Origin of the sequence: Ruegeria sp. (assembly GCF_965199275.1) — a bacterium.
GTDB lineage: Bacteria > Pseudomonadota > Alphaproteobacteria > Rhodobacterales > Rhodobacteraceae > Ruegeria.
The window spans coordinates 1-15,353 of the sequence record NZ_CBDAQX010000031.1 but is presented as its reverse complement, the minus strand read 5'-3'; the positions used below and the strand labels follow the sequence as shown (position 1 = coordinate 15,353).

The window sequence follows — 15,353 nt, the reverse complement described above, 5'->3', positions numbered from 1 at the left end:
GACCTATGACAAGCTGCTGGAACAGGATCCCGGGCGGCGGGTGTTGCGCCCCGATCTGATCACCCTCGATCCCACCGAGCCGGCCAAATGAACGGGCAGGGGGCATATCACAAACCCGGACCGGTACAGTCGGTCGGCGCTGCGTCGGCGACCCGCGTCAGTGGCGCTGGTCTCTTTCCTGACTTCCGACATTTTTTCGTATAAGTCATTGATATTATTATGCCTTGGTTGCCAAAAGGCACTACACGGACTTTTTTCGCCAGCGATTGTTTCGGAGTGTTGAGGGAGCTCAGGCTTTGGTCTGGCCAGTTTTTCGGGTGCGCCCGGGGGGTATCTTGAAAGGGGCTTCGTTCCAGGTCAGGCCGACGCAGGTGAGGATGCGTCTGGCATCGACCGTGGCATGGCTTGGCATGCCGTAGCGGTCAGGGGTGCCTTTGTGGCGCAGGATCGAGAGCTGCAATGCGTTCAACTCGTTGCGGATACGAGCCGGGCTCATCGGGTGTCCGAGCAGGTCCAGATGCTTGCGCAGGTGCTGCAGGCAGCAGAAGGCCATGTAGCAGATGGCGATATGGGCCCGGACCCGACGCGGCGACCAGTGATAGATGGGCCGGATTTTCAGATCGTGCTTGTTGGTGCGGAAGCAGGCTTCGATCTCCCACAACTGGTGATAGCGGGCAATGACGTCCTGTGCCTCCAGTTCGTCCGCACCATGAACAACAATGGCATGCAGCCCGTCCCATTGTGCCGCTGCCTTGATCTTTGCATCATCCAGCGTGACGTCCCCGCTGTCGGGGAAGGCCAGGAAGCGGCCATATCCCCGGCTGCTGAAGCTGCCGGGTTTGCGAGAGCGCTTGAGCTTCTTGTGCAGCTTTTCGATTGCCTTGTCGCGCTTGTGGGCATCATTGCGTGCCCGGGTGGGTGACCAGGTCACAATGACCCGCGCTCCCTCCTGGTCGATCACCTTGTACCAGCCCTTCTCGGTTGCCTCTTCAGAACCGTGTCCAGCCCAAGGCTGGCGTCCCTCCGGGCTCAAAATGTTCGCCTTCACGGCGGCCGGGGCGGACTTCATGCGATAGCCGAGGATGTAGGGCAGACCCTTGTTCTGCAACATCTGCTGGTTGTCCTTGCTGAGCATGGCGGCATCGGCCACGAACGTGACCCTGGCCACGTCGAAGCGTCCCTCCAACGCCTTCAGCGCAGCTTCCAGCGTATGACCTTCCCAGGTGTTTCCCGGGAAGAGTTCATAGCCCACAGGCAGCCCATCGGAGGTGACGATCAGCGCCAGCATGACCTGAGCGCGGTGATGCTTGCCATCCTTGCTGAAGCCCTTGGCCAGAAGATGATCCTGCTCGACCCCGTCCGCATCCTCGGCCGGGTCCTCGCGCTCGGTGTCAAAGGCCAGGGTCGTGCAATCGTAGAACAGCACGGTCACTGGCCCGCCCAGCAACTTCTCTGCCGCCGCGTGAGAGGTTTTGCAAATCCCGTCTATCACCGGCGTATTGATGTAATCCATGCTCCGATAGACCACGTCCAGATTGAGCGTGATGCCTGCCTGGTTCTCCAACGCCTCCACGGTCGCGCGCTTGCTCTCGGGCTGTGCGATCCGCGCCATAACCAGCTCTTTCACAATGCGATTGGCACTTTTACGCGCCGCCCCCAGAAGGGCCCCCCAACCCAGTTGGTCATACATCGTCCCCATGACATCCCGCAGACCCAGAGAGACCCGCGCCTCCTCACGGCACTCGGCAAGATCAACGCCAAGCTTGTCCGGCCGCGGAGCGCGGCGCACCAGCGCCTGCAGATCGGCATATTCCGTGGGCGTGAACAGTTCCATTTGCGGCGAGCGATCAATGCGTAATTGCTCCATCAAGCGGCCCGCCAGACGCTTGATATCCTCAATCTCGCTGTCGTTATGGGCCACACCCACATGGCGCAGGATCTTCTGGCGTACCTTGGAGCCGGTGCGGACGGATTCAACGATCTGGATCCGTGTGCGGTTGAGCTTTGCGTCATGTTTGGTGCGGATGAACATGGGCGAAGAGGTTAGCCATCTGAAGGCCCATGTCAATACTTTTTATAATAATGGGGCACTACAACGCGCCTCTGAGCAACCACACCTGAAAACAAACCAAAAACCCAGTCAGATCAACAAAAAGGTCGGAAGTCAGGACCGGCCAGATCGTGTTTTTCCGTCATCGCCAACCGGGCTGGCACACATGGGATGTCGGTCATCTGCAGGAGCGGCTGCCCGCGGCGGTCTGGACGCTCTGCCCGGAGTTTCCGAGCGCGGAAGAGCTCGGCGTCGGCATCAACAAGAACCAGACCGCCGTGACCTATGACAAGCTGCTGGAACAGGATCCCGGGCGGCGGGTGTTGCGCCCCGATCTGATCACCCTCGATCCCACCGAGCCGGCCAAATGAACGGGCAGGGGGCATATCACAAACCCGGACCGGTACAGTCGGTCGGCGCTGCGTCGGCGACCCGCGTCAGTGGCGCTGGTCTCTTTTGTCAGCGTGTTGAAGCGGACAACCGGTCAGAGAAGCCTGTCGAGCAGGGTCATGACCACGATCCCACCCACCATGATGCTGCCAAGAAGGATCTTCATGTCCTTGTTCTGAACGATCATCTCCTTGCGCAGCGCTTCAATCGATGCGTCGATCTTTACATCCAGCGTAGCAAAGGACGCGTCGATCTTTGCATCCAGCGCCTTGTTGTCCTTTTGCAGCGCAGCCACCGAAGCGTCGATCTTAGTGTTGAGCGCAGCAACCGAGGCATCGATTTTTGCATCCAGCGCCTTGCTGTCCTTTTGCAGCGCGGCCACCGAGGCGTCGATCTTTGCATCAACCCTTTGGATATCCTTCTGCAACAGCGCGATATCATCCTTGGTCGCAAGATTTTCGGTTATGCCCTCGGCGAAGGTTGCGGCAAGGGTTGCGGCCTGGTCTTCGGAAAATCCGGCGGCGCTGAGGCGTTGCGCCGCTTTGAGGGTATCGAAGGCAACAGACATGATCGGCTCCACAAGTTTTGTCACAAAACGCGTCTGACATGTGTCATAAGCGCTTTGCACGGGGTTTTCCAGTCAAAGCTTGCAGCATGTCGGGCGGCCACCCTCCTGATCGCCGCCGCTCTCGCGTCCCCCGCCCCGGCTCAAACAGCGGACGCGGAGGCCGGGCCAGGCGCGGTGCCTGCCCTCGCGCCTGTCACCACACCTACCCTTACCCCCGTCACCGCCCCCGCCCGGAGCTCCGGTTTTGATCTCGGCGATTGTCCGGATGATCTTCTGCGGCAGGCCTGGCTGGAAGAACAGCCCCTGCAAATGGCGGCGGTGGAAGCGGAAGTGCTGGCGCTGTGCACCGAACGCGCCGAGGCCATCGCCGGTTTCCTGCGCACCCGCGCCCTGCAGGACGCGGCCCTGGGACGCCTTCAGGGCTCCCGGACATCACCGCCTGTCGCGCCCCGCGCCCCTGCAACAGCCCCGACGTCTCCCGTCATTCGGGATCTGACGGTGAAGGTGAACGCCTTGACCGCGCGGATCGCCCGGCTGGAAGCGGCACCGGAGGGGGGCGCGCCGGAGGACGCGCTGCACCAGCTGCGCCTCGAACTTGCCACGGCCCAGGATGCGCTCGTCGCGGCCCGCGCGGCAGAAGAGGCCACAGGCGACGCATCAGGGCCCGCGCCACAAGACCTGCCGCACGTGTCGCCGCACATCCAGGGCAGCGCGGCGGCCACAGCCCGGCCGAACACGTTGGCAGACGCGATCGCGCAAGAGCTGGCGGATCGGCCAGACGACCCTGAGGCGACCTCAACCGACCAGCCGGAACGATCCAACGGGCTCGCGCGTGTCGCGGCATCCGGGCACGCTCTTGCAGACGCGCGCCCGATAGAATGGCAGGTGGTCCATGCCGTGCGCAGGGGCGATGGACCCTGGAGCGTCCGGCTGCGCGGCGCGCGCGAGGTCGCGATCCCTGTTCCGGGAGCCACCCCGGAAGACCCGCCCACCCTCCGCTGGCAGACCGTCACAGAACCCCCCGTTACGCGCCGCGTGGGCGAGACCTTGCCCGACGGGTCCATCCTGCAGGCCGTGACCAGGGACGGTGTGCGCCTGCGCGCGCCCGCTGCAGCCGGGACCAGATCGGGGAGCAAAGACGCGCTTCTGCCTTTCGCCTCCGGGGAGGACACCGCGCCGGGCACGCTGGACTGGAAGGTGATCAGGATCGAGGGGGAGGGCCGGGATGCTGGATGATCCGGGCAAACCCCGCGCCGGCACACTCCACGCTGGCACAGCTGACCGCCCGCGCAGGCCGCGCCCCGGACGGCTCGGGGCATGGATCGGGGGATGGTTGGGGGCATGGTTGGGGACGCTGCGCCCGCAGATGGATGCGGCTCTTGAGCGGGCGGGGCTGTCCGGTCTCACGGGCCAGCGCCCGACACCCCCCTTGAGCAAGGGCGGGGCCTTTGACATCGGCTCGGAGCCGTTTCGCAAAGCCTGCGCCCTTCTCGAAGATGGCACGGTCTGCCTGGTGCGCGCCTGGAACACCGGCGAGGTGGCAGCGGAACTGGTCGCGTTGCGGGCGCGCTATGACCTTCCGGATGAGAGAGACCGCCGCGCGGTCACGGCGGCACAGATCAGCGCGTTTTATGGCGATGAGACGAAGGCGCTGGTCAGGCATACCCCCGGGGGCGGGCAGCTCAGGCTGAAGCGCGCGCTGCAGGAGGCGGCCGCGCTGGGGGCGTCGGACATCAAGCTGATCGAACGCAAGACCCATGGCCTGTTGCGGATCAAGGTGGGGTCGGGGGAATTCACCCATGGCTCGGAATGGCCGCTTGAGGATGTCGTGGCGGCCATCGACTGGGCCCATGGCAACCGGGACGGCGGCGGCGGGACACCGACAAAGCTTCTGGGTGTCCCGGACAGTTTCTCGCTGGGCCAGTCCGGGGAATTCACCGGGATGCCAAAGGGCATTGCCGCCCTTCGGGGCCAACTGGCCTGGCACGGAGACAACCGGCATTTCCTGAACCTGCGGCTGCTGCCAAAGGCGGACGCGGCACAGTTCGGCAATCTCGCAGGGCTCGGACTGGAGGCGGATATCCTGGAGGCGCTGGCGGCAGAACGCCGCTCGGAAAGCGGGCTGGTGATCCTCGGCGGCTCGACCGGGGACGGCAAATCCACCACCCTGGTCCGTCATCTCGAACGGCTTTATGCCGAACGCGATGGCAGGATCTCGCTCTACACGATCGAGGACCCGGTCGAATACCCCGCCCTGGGGGACGGTGTCATCCAGTTCCCCGTGGTGCCGGGCAAAACGCCCCAGGAGCGCATGGCGAATTTCTCCAGGATGCTGATGACCTTCGTGCGCACCAACCCCGATGTGGGCATGGTCAGCGAAATCCGCTCGGCGGCGGATGTCAACGAGGTGCTGCATTTCGTGACCTCGGGACATAAAATCTACACCACGGTCCATGCCAATTCGGCGATTGGCGTGCTGTTCCGCCTGATCGCGCTCGGGGTGCGCCCTTCGGAGCTTGCCGGGCCGGATGTGGTGAACATGGTGATGCGCCAGAAACTTGTGCCCGAGCTTTGCCCGCATTGCGCGGACGTGCTGAGCGGCCCGGCGCGGGCCCGGGTCGAGGACTGGCTGGGCGAGGAGGCGCTCTTTGTCGCACAAAAAAGGCCCGGACCCCTCACCCTGTTGCGCCGCAACCACAAGGGCTGTGCGCATTGCCTGGCCCCTTATGCCAACCTGTCCGGCGCGATTGCGCAAACCGCAAAAGCGGCCTGGGCGGGATATTGCGGCCGCCGCGCCACCGCAGAGCTGATCCGGCTGGACAATGACTATCGCAAACTCGTGAACGCGCAGGACCAGATTGGCGCGCTGGAATACTGGCAGATGCCGGTCGCAGAGGGCGGCATGGGCGGGCTGTCGCTGGCCACGCGGCTGCGCCGTCTCGTGGCGTCCGGCGTGACGGATTTCGAACATGTCACCAATGAAGCCCTTCCCGACCCTCTGCCCGCCATCACCGGACCGAAACGGGCCGCACGCCAGACAGGGGACGGATCATGACGGGACGCCTCACGCAGTGCTGGATATGCTTCGGGTGTCGGAATGACCGCGTGCCTGCCGTGAGGGGCCCGGACTGTCATCTCTGCGCAACGCGGGCCGATGACGCAACTGCGCACGGCCCCGTTCAACAGGGCCGGCCCTGCGATGGGGAGGGGCTGCAATGAGCCGCACCCGGGCAATCAATATTCAGCTCAGCGGCGCGCCGGTCAGGGGCGTGGCGCTCCTGTGGCGCAGGCTGAACTTCAGGGCCGCCACCCGGGCGGATGTCTGGCAATTGCTGGGGGATGTGGTGGCATCCGGTGTCGAGCTGGAGGAGGCCCTCAAGGGCGAGATCCGCAGCAGTCTGAGAACCGGGAACCGGACCCGCGCCCGGGTGCTGGCAGAAATGGTGTCGGCCAGTCTCGACGGCAGGCTGGCGCAGCGGCTTGCGCCCTACACATGGCCGCCGGAACGCCTGATCCTGGCGGGGCTGGGGCGCCAGCCCGCACATGCGGTCCTTGCATCGGCAGCGCGGCTGCTGCGCACCCGGCTGGCCCTGCGCAAGGCCGTGAACGAAGCGATTGCCCTGCCGGTCCTGCTGGCCCTGAGCCTCTTTGCACTGGTCCTGTTCTTTGGGCTGGAACTGCTGCCCGCCCTGTCGGAGATCGTCGATTTCTCGACCCTGGGTGCGGTGCAGGGCGCGACGGTGCGGGTCACTCTTGCCCTCTCGGGCAACCCCGCCCGCCTGGTTTTGTGGGTCGCGGTGGCAAGTGTGGCGCTCATCGCGCTGATGCGCCTCTGGACCGGGGCGGGCCGCGCCTTTGGCGACCGCTTCCCACCGTTTTCGATCATGCGCCTGCAAGCGGGCATCGGGTTTTTGTTTGCGGTGATCGAGCATGGCCGGGGCGGAACGGTGATCAATGGCGGATTGCTTGAGGAGATGGCGCAGAGCACCGGGCGCTATGAGGCCTCGCGCATCCGTGCGGTGAGCGCAAAACTCGGCCAGAACGCAAATCTGGGCGAGGCCGCCCTGGAGGCGGGGCAGGGCTTTCCTGACGACAGGCTTGCCGGCGTTCTGAGCCAGCTTTGGAACCGCCCCGATGGCATCCACAAGGCAGGCCGGTTTCTGGACCGGCGGCTGGAGCAGATCGAAAGCACCGTCAAGGCGCGCATGGCGGCGCTGAACATGGTGCTTCTGGTCCTCGTGACCACCGTGCTGGTCCTGTTGATGTCCATCATGCTGCCGGTCTTCGACCAGATCAACCGGGGGGCAGGGCTGTGACGATGACCTGGACAGTGAGACCACGCCAGCACCTGTCATGCCCGGTCATGTCCGGTCATGTCCCGACCTGGCAAGAGAAACCAACAGCTGAATGGGAGAAACACATATGAAAACCCGACTTGAAACAGCGGCCCCCGGGACCGGCAGCGGGGCCGTATCGGAATGTCACGACACGGTCCCAGGAGCAAAGGGCAGACGGCGCGTCCCGCGCCGGGCGCGCCGGGGTATCTCGCTGTTCGGGGTGATCCTGGGGGTGGCGGTGGCCGCATTGGTCACGGCCGGGCTGGTCAGCGCATACCAGGGCGTGGTTCTGAATGTCCGCGCCGGAAGCGTTCAAACCACCTTCATTGGCGCGGTTGCAAATGTCAGGCGGGCCTTTGCCAGCGCAACAACCTTCGCAGGTGGCAGAGCCTCGATGAACGCCATCATCTATTCCAGCGCCCCCGACAATTTCCGGAACACGAACGGAAGCGCCCGGGATGCCGGCATCACATTCCCCTGGTGGGAAGGCTCCTCAAAACTGATCGCCAGCGCCACTGCTGCAGAACACAGCGCGGATCTATTCACGCTGCATCTCGAGAATGTGCCGCCGGCCGTATGCGAGGCTGTCGGGGCCGCCTTCATCGGCAACAGTTCGGTCGAGCAGATCGCTGCCGATAAAGCGGCGGCAATCGGCGGGGCCGGGGAGGTGGCTGACACGGGCGTGGATCTCGCCGCCAATTGCGCCAACGTCGACAGCGACGATGACCTGACCGACCTGAAAATCCAGTTCCGGGGATGATCCGGGGTATCGCATATCCCGGCGCCAAAGCCTTTCCCCGCCGCCCCCGGCGCGGCCTTTCGGCGCTGACCGGCGTGATGCTGCTGGCAAGCGTCATGGCCGGCATCGCCGCAAGCTGGCAGATCGACATCGCCCGCGCGCGCATCGAGGGAGAGGCCCGGCACCTGGCGGAGGTGGTGGCCGCCGAAGGCTACGGGCTGCATCACTGGCTGCACGCAAACCCGCCCATAACCGCACCCGGAACCGATCCGTGTCAGGCCACCGGCGCTGCACCCTGCGGGCGGGCGCTCACATCAGAGGAGCAGGCCCGCCTCGCGCGCGCCGCGACCATCGCGCCCTGGCGCAGGGATGCCACTGATACAGCCAATGACCCAACCCGGGTGCTGCTTGCGCGCGGATGGACCCTCACACATCTGATCGGCGACACCGGCAACGGGCCAGCAGATGGCGTGATCGTCCTGCACCCAGGAATGCACGTGGTTACGCATCCGACATGGCGCGCCGCCCGGCAGGCGCTCGATAATGCCTTTGGCCTTGACGGGGCCGGGGATGAAGAGACGCAGCGCGCCGCCGCCCTGATCGCGCGGGACGCGCTGGGACGCGGTTTTGATCCCAAACATGACCGCGCCATCCTCGCCTCCCGCTTCGCACGGCTCGATACACAGGCGCTCTTTCGCGAACGGGTTGCCGGACATCCCCCCTTGCCCATGACAACAGGCATCAACATGGGCGGCAGGACCATCCTGGGGACCGGGCGCCTGGGTGCACTCAGTGCCACAGTTCCGACACTGCGCGGACAGGGCGATAATCCCCTGCGCGCCGACAGGCTTGCACCACAGGCCGGGATGACGCTGAACGGGGTGTTCGCGCCCCGAATCGTCACCCTGTCGGGAACCGGAACAGCGCAAATCGACGCAGACGCAACCGTGACCGAAACCCTGCGCGTCGGGACCAATCTCATCACCGGGCTTGCCACGCAGTCCGGCGCGGCAACCATCACCGGACGGACAACCGCCCGCACCCTGATTGCCTGTGCGGATCCGGACGCAGAGCTTTGCGGCGGCGGCGATCTGGAGATACGCAGACTAAAGCCCGACCAGACCCTGGCAGATGTGGTGGTCTTCGGGACCACAACCGTCACCCGGGCCGACACCCGGGCCGTCACCACAACCGGCGGGGCGGAGACATCCACCGTCCGGGAAACGCGGGCCGGAACCGGCGTGTTTGATGAGATCACCCGGCCCCGGCTGCGGGTCACCGGCTGTTACCGCTCCGTCACCCCCTTTGTTTATGGATCGAGGTGCTGACCCATGAATGCGCATATATTCCCCTCCCGCACCCGGCGCGGGCTTGGCCTCTTCGACAGCATCCTGGCCTTTGCCGTCTTCTCCTTCGCCCTGCTCTGGGCAAGCCAGATCACCGGCAACTGGATCACGGCGCGGGCCATGGCCAATGAGGCCCGCTCCGTGGCCGAGCTCGCGCGCGCAGGCCGCCTGCTGGTGGAAGGCGATCCGGCCCATGCCGGGCGCCGTCACGCGCCCCGCGCCGCCCCGCACCCCGTTGATCTGGCCGAGCTCGAAGGGGCAGGCCTGCGCGCCCCCGCGCTTGGGGAGCGGACACCGGGGCGCCGGACATTGTCGCTGTATCTCTATCGCCCCTCGGAGGGCGCCTTGCTCATCATCGCCCGTGCGCGCGGGGAGACCAAACTCACCCGCATCCCCGGCGCAGAAGATGGTGTCAGCGGGGTGGGGGTGCTTCTGTCCGGAGAGACCGGGTTGCGCGGGCCGGGCGTGAGCTACGACATGGCCCCCATCAACAGGCGCATGCCCGGCTTTGCAACGGCAAACGACATCTTCGCGCTGGACTATGTTGCGCTCGACAGGAACTGCCCGCCCTATCTCTACCGGGTGGCGGTCGATTGTGACGGGGATGGCAGCAACGATGCCGAGGTCAACACCATGTCCGTCGATCTGGATATGGGCGGCAACGATCTGACCGGCGCGGGTTCCATTGGCGCGCGCAGCGCGCAGATCCGCCAGCTGGTCGGGCAAACGCAGATCACCGGCCCGCTCACGGTCAGCGAGACGCTCGACGTCGAAGGCAACACGACGATCGCCGGTGACCTCGCACTCACCGGCACGCTCACCGCGCCCAATATCACCATAGGCGAGAGCCTGACGGTCAAGAAGGCGTTGAGCGTGAACGGCCCGCTCACGGGCGGGGCGCTCACATTCGATGGGGAGGCAACAGTCGCGGGAACCGCCCGGATCGGCACCCTCCGGATCACCAACATGAGGACGCAAGAGCTCAGGGCGGACCGCATCGATCTGGGAACCGGGACCTTCCGGGAGCTCTTCACCGAGCAGGCGACGGTCACGAATTGCACGGGGTGCAACTGATGGCAGGCAGGCGCAAACCCCTTCTGTTCATCGCCACGGCCCGCGCCCTCTGCGTCCTCTACGCGCTTGCGGGTCTGGTCGCAGCTCCGGTCCTTGCGCAGATACCGCTCACCGCAGAGGCGCAAACCCCGCTCCCGATCCTGGATTATGCAGAGGACAGCGGCAAACGTGACCCCTCTGGTGGCGCCTCTGGTGGCCCCTCTGGTGGCAATGGCGCGGGTCCTGCGCGGCACCCCCCGGCAAGGGATGTCCGCGCGGCGCTGTCAGAAGAGATGGCGCAGATGCGAAAGGACATCGCCGATATCGCGCGGTTCGCGCGCTGGCAGGACAATCTCGCACGCATCGCCCGCACCGACCCTGCCGAAGCCCTGCGCCAGCGCCTGCCCCTCTCCGACTGCCGCGCCAGCCTGTTCGCATCGATCTGCGACGCGCTGAGCGGGATGTTCAAACCGGAGGATATCGAATGAGCACCGTGCAGCACCAGGCCCGCTTTGCACGCCCCGTCAGGCGCGGGCAGAAGAGGATGGGCAGGAGCATGGCAGAGACACGGGCGGAGACCAGGGCACAGCCCGGCCTGACGGTGGATCCGCGCGCGGCGGTTCTGTGCTATGGTCGCAGTGCAGAGATTTCCCCGGCACGGGCCGCAGGACAGGATGGCACGGACAGCACAACACGCCCCCGACGCACCCACATGGCGGCAGACCCGCAAGATCGGCGGCCATGTCTGGCACGTCTCGATCACATGGGATGGCGGCGACGGCCGGGATGGCGATCGTGCGCTCTGCACCTGGCGGCGCGACACGGACCCGGTGCAGGGGTTCATCCTGCGCACCACGGCCAGCCGCCGCGATGTCACGCGCCACTTCCAGAGGCTGGTGCTCGGGTTCGCGCGGCGCTGAAGACCGCCCCCGGCGCGGCGCGCAGGACCACACGCCATAGCAGTTTCCTCCTCCTGTTTGTTGGAAACTTCAGTATGGAGGACAGCGCGGTCAGGCCACGACGGTGGTTTGGCCGCGCCACAATTCGACGCGGGAGGCAGCCATGACGGACCGCATTCCCCTGCCAGACCGCCGCCCCGGCGAGACCCGCAAGCTGACATGGGCGGGAAAGACGATTTTCGTCACCATCGGTTATGGGGCCGATCACATGACGCCACTCGAGATCTTCTACGATAGCGGCTACCGCTCGGGCTCGGATATGGAGGCGCTGGTCTCGGATCTGTGTATCGCGCTGTCGGTCATGCTCCAGCATGAGGGCGTGACGGCAGCAAGCCTCGCCCGCTCGATGAGCCGCGCGTTCGATCTGCGCACCGGCGCAGAGAAACCCGCATCGATTCTGGGCCTGCTGCTGGACGAGCTGATCCGCCCGCCCGCATGGTCGGCGGAACTGGCAAACCGGTTGCGGGCCGCCGAAGACACCGCACCGGATGGACCGGGAGAGACGCCATGATCCACACGCGCATATCCTTGCCCCATATCGAAGAGACCTCCTGCCGGATGGTGTGGGTGGCGGTGCTCTTTGCGGTGGTGCGCGATCTTTGCGCCTCTGACGCCCGCGCCCGCGCGCGGCAAGAGGCCGAGCGATGGGTGGGGGCCTGGCCGGGGCGGGATTTCCGCACGGTCTGCCAGATGGCCGGGCTTGATCCGGCCCGGGTCCATCGCGCGCTCTCCGACCTCATGCGCCTGGCCCCGCGCGCGCGCCGCAAGGTGGCCGCGGACCGGCTGGGCTGCAAGAGCACACAGATCAGCACCGCGCTCACGCTGCGCGTGCAGGGCTTTGAGGCCGCGCGGCGCGATGCCCCGAAACCCGACCCAAAACCCGACCCAAAACCCGACATGGCACCCGACGTGACACCCGGCCCGAAACCCCTCCGCCGCAACAATCAAGGGGACCCCATGACATGACGCTCCCGATCCTTGATACCGCCGAAGGCCCGGTTCTGCTGATGGCGCTCTGCTGCACGGGCGTGGCGCTTTTGGCCATGGCCTGCATCGCCTGGCACGATTGCCGGCGCTTCGAGATCCACTTCGAAGGGCTGGGCCTTGCCACGCTGGCCCTTGTGCCGGTCCTTCTTGTGGCGGGCGGGCGCTCCGCAGTGCCCGACGCGCTGTTGGGTGCCGGTCTGTTCGGGGGCGCCACATGGATAGCCCGGCGGCTGCACCCTGCCCGGCTCGGGCGGGGGGATATTGCCCTGATGGCTTTCCTGGGCTTTGTGGCGGGACGGGAGGGGGCCGTCCCGGTGCTTGCCGCGCTCTGTCTCTTCTCTGCCCTCACCGCCGCCCTCTACAGCATCGCGCGCGGCAAGCGGCTGTTTCGCTCGATGTTTCCCGCCGCCCTGCCCGCAATGCCTGCGGCGGCGCTGGGTCTGGGGCTGCGCCTTGCGGCTCCGGCAGAGCAGGACATACGGCTCTTTGCACCGGTGCTGGACGCCCTTGTGGATGTGGCTCTCCCCGTCACGATACTCGCCTCTACCGTCCTGGTCGGCCTGGCATTTGAGCGGCGCGGTAAATCCGCGCGCGGAGGGGGGCAATGACGGGATTGGTCGACATGCTGGACAGCCTGCCCGCCGGTCTGCTGCCGGGATTTATGGCCTTGCTCGCCTCAGGCGCAGGTTGGATCGCTCTCGCGCACCGGCGCCGGGTTGCCGCGCGGGCCGCGACGCGCGCACACACGGGCTTTGTGGCCCGCGCGATCCTGAACCGGCAGGAGGCGAAGCTTTATCGCCGCATCGAGGCACGGCTTCCAAAGGGCCTGCGGTTGATGGCGCAGGTGTGCTACGACGAAATGCTCTGCTGCCGCGACCGGTCCCGGTTTTTGACCATCAATGCGCGCCGCGCCGATCTTGTGGTTGTGGATGCGGGCTTCAACGTGGTGGCCGTCATCGAATACCAGGGGCGCGGCCATAACGGGCCCACAAAAAGCCGCTCCAGCCGCGCGGGCCTCCGCGCGGGCCTCGGTGATCGCAGGAAGAAGGCGGCGCTGGAGGAGGCGGGCCTCACGCTGATCGCGATCCCGGCAGAGTATGACACACGCACGATCGAGCGCGCCATGGACCTGATCCTGCCCAAACGGGAGGCACGCCCATGAGCCGCCCGCGCAAAACCGCCCGCAGCGTGACAGGCGCATATGACCTCTGCCGCAGGGAGCGCCGCCTGTTGCAGCCGATCGACGGGCTGTCAGCGCAGCCGATGGCGGCGGGTCCGGATCATGCAGGATGCGGCTGCGGTCTAAATCCCGGAAAAATAATGCACAATATTTTCCAGATTGGCAGCGAAGCTCCAGAGTATGGCAACGAGACCGAACAGAACGGCCGTATAACTCACCACGCGTTTTTCCGATTTCTCCATCTCAAGCCTGATTGCCGCCAGGTCAGCCTGACTGGCAGCAAAGGTCCGGACTGCTGTATCCACAAGTCGAACAAGCGTTTCGGCGATCTCCGGATCAAGATCATGTGCCCGCAAAGCGCGGATGGCATCTGCTGTATCTATTGCTGGACGATCCGTCATAATCCCCTCCCGCATTCATGTGCATGTGCCCCGGCTGCCCGGCCAGTGCGGGCAAAACAGGCACACACCCCAAACACAAAAGGGCACCCTTATGCAACCCGTTGGAACACCGCTCCTGAAGCTGTTGTGGATTTTCATCTCCAGATTCGGGATGGGCGTCATCATCGGCACCCTCCTGCTGCTGGCGCTCACGTTCACGCGCAACACCATCCAGTGCGGCGATCCGTTCATCTTTCCCGACCGAAGCATCTGCCAACGCACACCCACGCACACCCCGGAGGTCCCCGCAAACAGGCACGGGCCATGACCACCCGACCCCGCCGCCGGGGCGGGGGCAGGATGAGGGGCAGGGGCGCAGACAGTCCAATGACCCGGCAGGGGGCGTTTGCTTTGCACGCCCGCCTGTCAGAGCCCGGGGGCCGCCGATGACCGGGCGGCGCACCGTGAGGGACTGGCTTGTGCTGGCCCTGGCCATCCTGATGGCCCTGGGTCTGTTTGCCTCACATGAGAGGCTCGATCAGATCATGCGGGCCCTTGTTGCCCCGACCCCGGCACAGGGGACAGGTTTGCGGGGCACAGGTCTTCAGGGCGTGGCCACGGTCACAGATGGCGACACGCTGGAGATACATGGCCAGCGGATCCGGCTGCACGGCATCGACGCGCCCGAGAGCGGGCAGAGCTGCGCGGATGCAAAGGGTGCGCTCTATCGCTGCGGGCACTGCGCGGCGCGGGCCCTGGCAGACCGGATCGGAGACGGGGTGGTGCGCTGCGAGCAAACGGATATCGACCATCGCTACACGCGGGTCGTGGCGGTGTGCTCTCAGAACGGGGTCGACCTGAACCGCTGGCTGGTCGAGACCGGCCAGGCGCTGGCTTACCGTCGGTACAGTCCGGATTACGTCAAGGCCGAAGAGATCGCGCAGGCCGCGCAGCGCGGGATCTGGGCCGGGCGGTTTGTCGCGCCCTGGGACTGGCGCAAGGGCGCACGGCTGGAGAGGGAGGCTGCCCCGCAGCCCTCACCCGCGCCCGAGGGCTGTGAGAGGAGGGCGCAGCGATGAGGGTCACGCTTGAGCGGCATAATGAAGTTTATGGCAAATGTATCAGCAAGCCTGACCTGATCTCGCGCGCGGGACCCACCTCAATGCGGGGTGTTCGGGTCAAACACAGCCGACAAGGACGGCGCATCGATCGCCGCATCGAACCAGGTATCAAGCTGATCGACATCAGCGGCAGCAACCCGGTCACGCATTGCTTGGGGCACATGGCCGAACCGGCGCTCAAGCAGGCGCAGCAGGGTTTCGGCCTTGCCAACCGCCAGCCCCTCCGCCTTGCCAACCGCCAGC

General features: G+C 65.7%; 19 protein-coding genes. 15 read left to right on the top strand and 4 right to left on the bottom strand.

The annotated features are described in order from the left end of the window. Positions 1-289 precede the first annotated feature (289 nt). Positions 290-2,032: an IS1634 family transposase gene (locus tag ACOERD_RS28155; RefSeq protein ID WP_419737624.1), complete on the bottom strand. Its 1,743-nt coding sequence runs from the start codon at positions 2,030-2,032 to the stop codon at positions 290-292. Here ACOERD_RS28155 and ACOERD_RS28150 point away from each other — a divergent pair. Then, on the top strand, positions 2,025-2,339 hold the full coding sequence (locus ACOERD_RS28150) for a hypothetical protein (RefSeq protein WP_419741214.1): 315 nt from the start codon (positions 2,025-2,027) through the stop codon (positions 2,337-2,339). The two genes, ACOERD_RS28155 and ACOERD_RS28150, sit on opposite strands and share 8 nt — an antisense overlap. Positions 2,340-2,534: 195 nt before the next feature. Here the strand turns inward: ACOERD_RS28150 and ACOERD_RS28145 are convergent, their stop codons facing one another. After that, the gene (locus ACOERD_RS28145; protein ID WP_419741213.1) at positions 2,535-3,008 is read right to left on the bottom strand and encodes a hypothetical protein; all 474 of its coding nucleotides are present in this window, start codon (positions 3,006-3,008) and stop codon (positions 2,535-2,537) included. Positions 3,009-3,317: 309 nt separating this feature from the next. On the opposite strand from ACOERD_RS28145, the gene ACOERD_RS28140 reads away from it, so the two are divergent. The 12 genes from ACOERD_RS28140 (at position 3,318) to ACOERD_RS28085 (ending at position 13,591) form a co-directional block, all read left to right on the top strand. Continuing rightward, entirely contained in the window at positions 3,318-4,244 is a 927-nt protein-coding gene (locus tag ACOERD_RS28140) for a hypothetical protein (RefSeq protein ID WP_419741212.1), read from the top strand. After that, complete coding sequence (locus ACOERD_RS28135) at positions 4,234-6,063, top strand: ATPase, T2SS/T4P/T4SS family (RefSeq protein ID WP_419741211.1); 1,830 nt, start codon at positions 4,234-4,236, stop codon at positions 6,061-6,063. The genes ACOERD_RS28140 and ACOERD_RS28135 overlap by 11 nt, the downstream gene beginning before the upstream one ends. 160 nt (positions 6,064-6,223) lie before the next feature. Continuing rightward, on the top strand, positions 6,224-7,324 hold the full coding sequence (locus ACOERD_RS28130) for a hypothetical protein (RefSeq protein WP_419739494.1): 1,101 nt from the start codon (positions 6,224-6,226) through the stop codon (positions 7,322-7,324). 259 nt (positions 7,325-7,583) lie between these two features. Next, the gene (locus tag ACOERD_RS28125; RefSeq protein ID WP_419739493.1) at positions 7,584-8,105 is read left to right on the top strand and encodes a type 4 pilus major pilin; all 522 of its coding nucleotides are present in this window, start codon (positions 7,584-7,586) and stop codon (positions 8,103-8,105) included. Next, a complete protein-coding gene (locus ACOERD_RS28120) occupies positions 8,102-9,412 on the top strand; it encodes a hypothetical protein (protein ID WP_419739492.1) in 1,311 nt (436 codons plus the stop codon). Before ACOERD_RS28125 ends, ACOERD_RS28120 begins: the two co-directional genes overlap by 4 nt. 3 nt (positions 9,413-9,415) lie before the next feature. Beyond that, positions 9,416-10,504, top strand: coding sequence for a hypothetical protein (locus tag ACOERD_RS28115; RefSeq protein ID WP_419739491.1), 1,089 nt, complete (start codon positions 9,416-9,418; stop codon positions 10,502-10,504). Further along, the gene (locus ACOERD_RS28110; RefSeq protein ID WP_419739490.1) at positions 10,495-10,971 is read left to right on the top strand and encodes a hypothetical protein; all 477 of its coding nucleotides are present in this window, start codon (positions 10,495-10,497) and stop codon (positions 10,969-10,971) included. Before ACOERD_RS28115 ends, ACOERD_RS28110 begins: the two co-directional genes overlap by 10 nt. A gap of 186 nt (positions 10,972-11,157) precedes the next feature. Further along, positions 11,158-11,403, top strand: coding sequence for a hypothetical protein (locus ACOERD_RS28105; protein ID WP_419738560.1), 246 nt, complete (start codon positions 11,158-11,160; stop codon positions 11,401-11,403). A gap of 142 nt (positions 11,404-11,545) precedes the next feature. Further along, the gene (locus ACOERD_RS28100) at positions 11,546-11,953 is read left to right on the top strand and encodes a hypothetical protein (RefSeq protein ID WP_419738559.1); all 408 of its coding nucleotides are present in this window, start codon (positions 11,546-11,548) and stop codon (positions 11,951-11,953) included. Then, a complete protein-coding gene (locus ACOERD_RS28095; RefSeq protein WP_419741210.1) occupies positions 11,950-12,408 on the top strand; it encodes a hypothetical protein in 459 nt (152 codons plus the stop codon). Before ACOERD_RS28100 ends, ACOERD_RS28095 begins: the two co-directional genes overlap by 4 nt. Continuing rightward, on the top strand, positions 12,405-13,037 hold the full coding sequence (locus ACOERD_RS28090; RefSeq protein ID WP_419738557.1) for a prepilin peptidase: 633 nt from the start codon (positions 12,405-12,407) through the stop codon (positions 13,035-13,037). Before ACOERD_RS28095 ends, ACOERD_RS28090 begins: the two co-directional genes overlap by 4 nt. Beyond that, on the top strand, positions 13,034-13,591 hold the full coding sequence (locus ACOERD_RS28085) for a DUF2726 domain-containing protein (protein ID WP_419741209.1): 558 nt from the start codon (positions 13,034-13,036) through the stop codon (positions 13,589-13,591). Before ACOERD_RS28090 ends, ACOERD_RS28085 begins: the two co-directional genes overlap by 4 nt. Positions 13,592-13,731: 140 nt before the next feature. Here the strand turns inward: ACOERD_RS28085 and ACOERD_RS28080 are convergent, their stop codons facing one another. Further along, positions 13,732-14,010: a hypothetical protein gene (locus tag ACOERD_RS28080; RefSeq protein ID WP_419741208.1), complete on the bottom strand. Its 279-nt coding sequence runs from the start codon at positions 14,008-14,010 to the stop codon at positions 13,732-13,734. A 91-nt stretch (positions 14,011-14,101) separates the two neighbouring features. Here ACOERD_RS28080 and ACOERD_RS28075 point away from each other — a divergent pair, with 91 nt between their 5' ends. Both ACOERD_RS28075 and ACOERD_RS28070 read left to right on the top strand, forming a co-directional pair. Then, entirely contained in the window at positions 14,102-14,317 is a 216-nt protein-coding gene (locus ACOERD_RS28075) for a hypothetical protein (RefSeq protein ID WP_419738554.1), read from the top strand. A gap of 136 nt (positions 14,318-14,453) precedes the next feature. Further along, the gene (locus ACOERD_RS28070; protein WP_419741207.1) at positions 14,454-15,068 is read left to right on the top strand and encodes a thermonuclease family protein; all 615 of its coding nucleotides are present in this window, start codon (positions 14,454-14,456) and stop codon (positions 15,066-15,068) included. Positions 15,069-15,148: 80 nt separating this feature from the next. Here the strand turns inward: ACOERD_RS28070 and ACOERD_RS28065 are convergent. After that, a partial coding sequence (locus ACOERD_RS28065; protein WP_419741206.1) for a DUF4351 domain-containing protein occupies positions 15,149-15,353 on the bottom strand: 205 nt, incomplete at its 5' end.

Coding starts and splice junctions, on each gene's coding strand:
- ACOERD_RS28150 (WP_419741214.1), top strand. CDS start 2,025: ATGAACATGGGCGAAGAGGTTAGCCATCTGAAGGCCCATGTCAATACT.
- ACOERD_RS28155 (WP_419737624.1), bottom strand. CDS start 2,032: ATGTTCATCCGCACCAAACATGACGCAAAGCTCAACCGCACACGGATC.
- ACOERD_RS28145 (WP_419741213.1), bottom strand. CDS start 3,008: ATGTCTGTTGCCTTCGATACCCTCAAAGCGGCGCAACGCCTCAGCGCC.
- ACOERD_RS28140 (WP_419741212.1), top strand. CDS start 3,318: ATGGCGGCGGTGGAAGCGGAAGTGCTGGCGCTGTGCACCGAACGCGCC.
- ACOERD_RS28135 (WP_419741211.1), top strand. CDS start 4,234: ATGCTGGATGATCCGGGCAAACCCCGCGCCGGCACACTCCACGCTGGC.
- ACOERD_RS28130 (WP_419739494.1), top strand. CDS start 6,224: ATGAGCCGCACCCGGGCAATCAATATTCAGCTCAGCGGCGCGCCGGTC.
- ACOERD_RS28120 (WP_419739492.1), top strand. CDS start 8,102: ATGATCCGGGGTATCGCATATCCCGGCGCCAAAGCCTTTCCCCGCCGC.
- ACOERD_RS28115 (WP_419739491.1), top strand. CDS start 9,416: ATGAATGCGCATATATTCCCCTCCCGCACCCGGCGCGGGCTTGGCCTC.
- ACOERD_RS28105 (WP_419738560.1), top strand. CDS start 11,158: ATGGCACGGACAGCACAACACGCCCCCGACGCACCCACATGGCGGCAG.
- ACOERD_RS28100 (WP_419738559.1), top strand. CDS start 11,546: ATGACGGACCGCATTCCCCTGCCAGACCGCCGCCCCGGCGAGACCCGC.
- ACOERD_RS28095 (WP_419741210.1), top strand. CDS start 11,950: ATGATCCACACGCGCATATCCTTGCCCCATATCGAAGAGACCTCCTGC.
- ACOERD_RS28090 (WP_419738557.1), top strand. CDS start 12,405: ATGACGCTCCCGATCCTTGATACCGCCGAAGGCCCGGTTCTGCTGATG.
- ACOERD_RS28085 (WP_419741209.1), top strand. CDS start 13,034: ATGACGGGATTGGTCGACATGCTGGACAGCCTGCCCGCCGGTCTGCTG.
- ACOERD_RS28080 (WP_419741208.1), bottom strand. CDS start 14,010: ATGACGGATCGTCCAGCAATAGATACAGCAGATGCCATCCGCGCTTTG.
- ACOERD_RS28075 (WP_419738554.1), top strand. CDS start 14,102: ATGCAACCCGTTGGAACACCGCTCCTGAAGCTGTTGTGGATTTTCATC.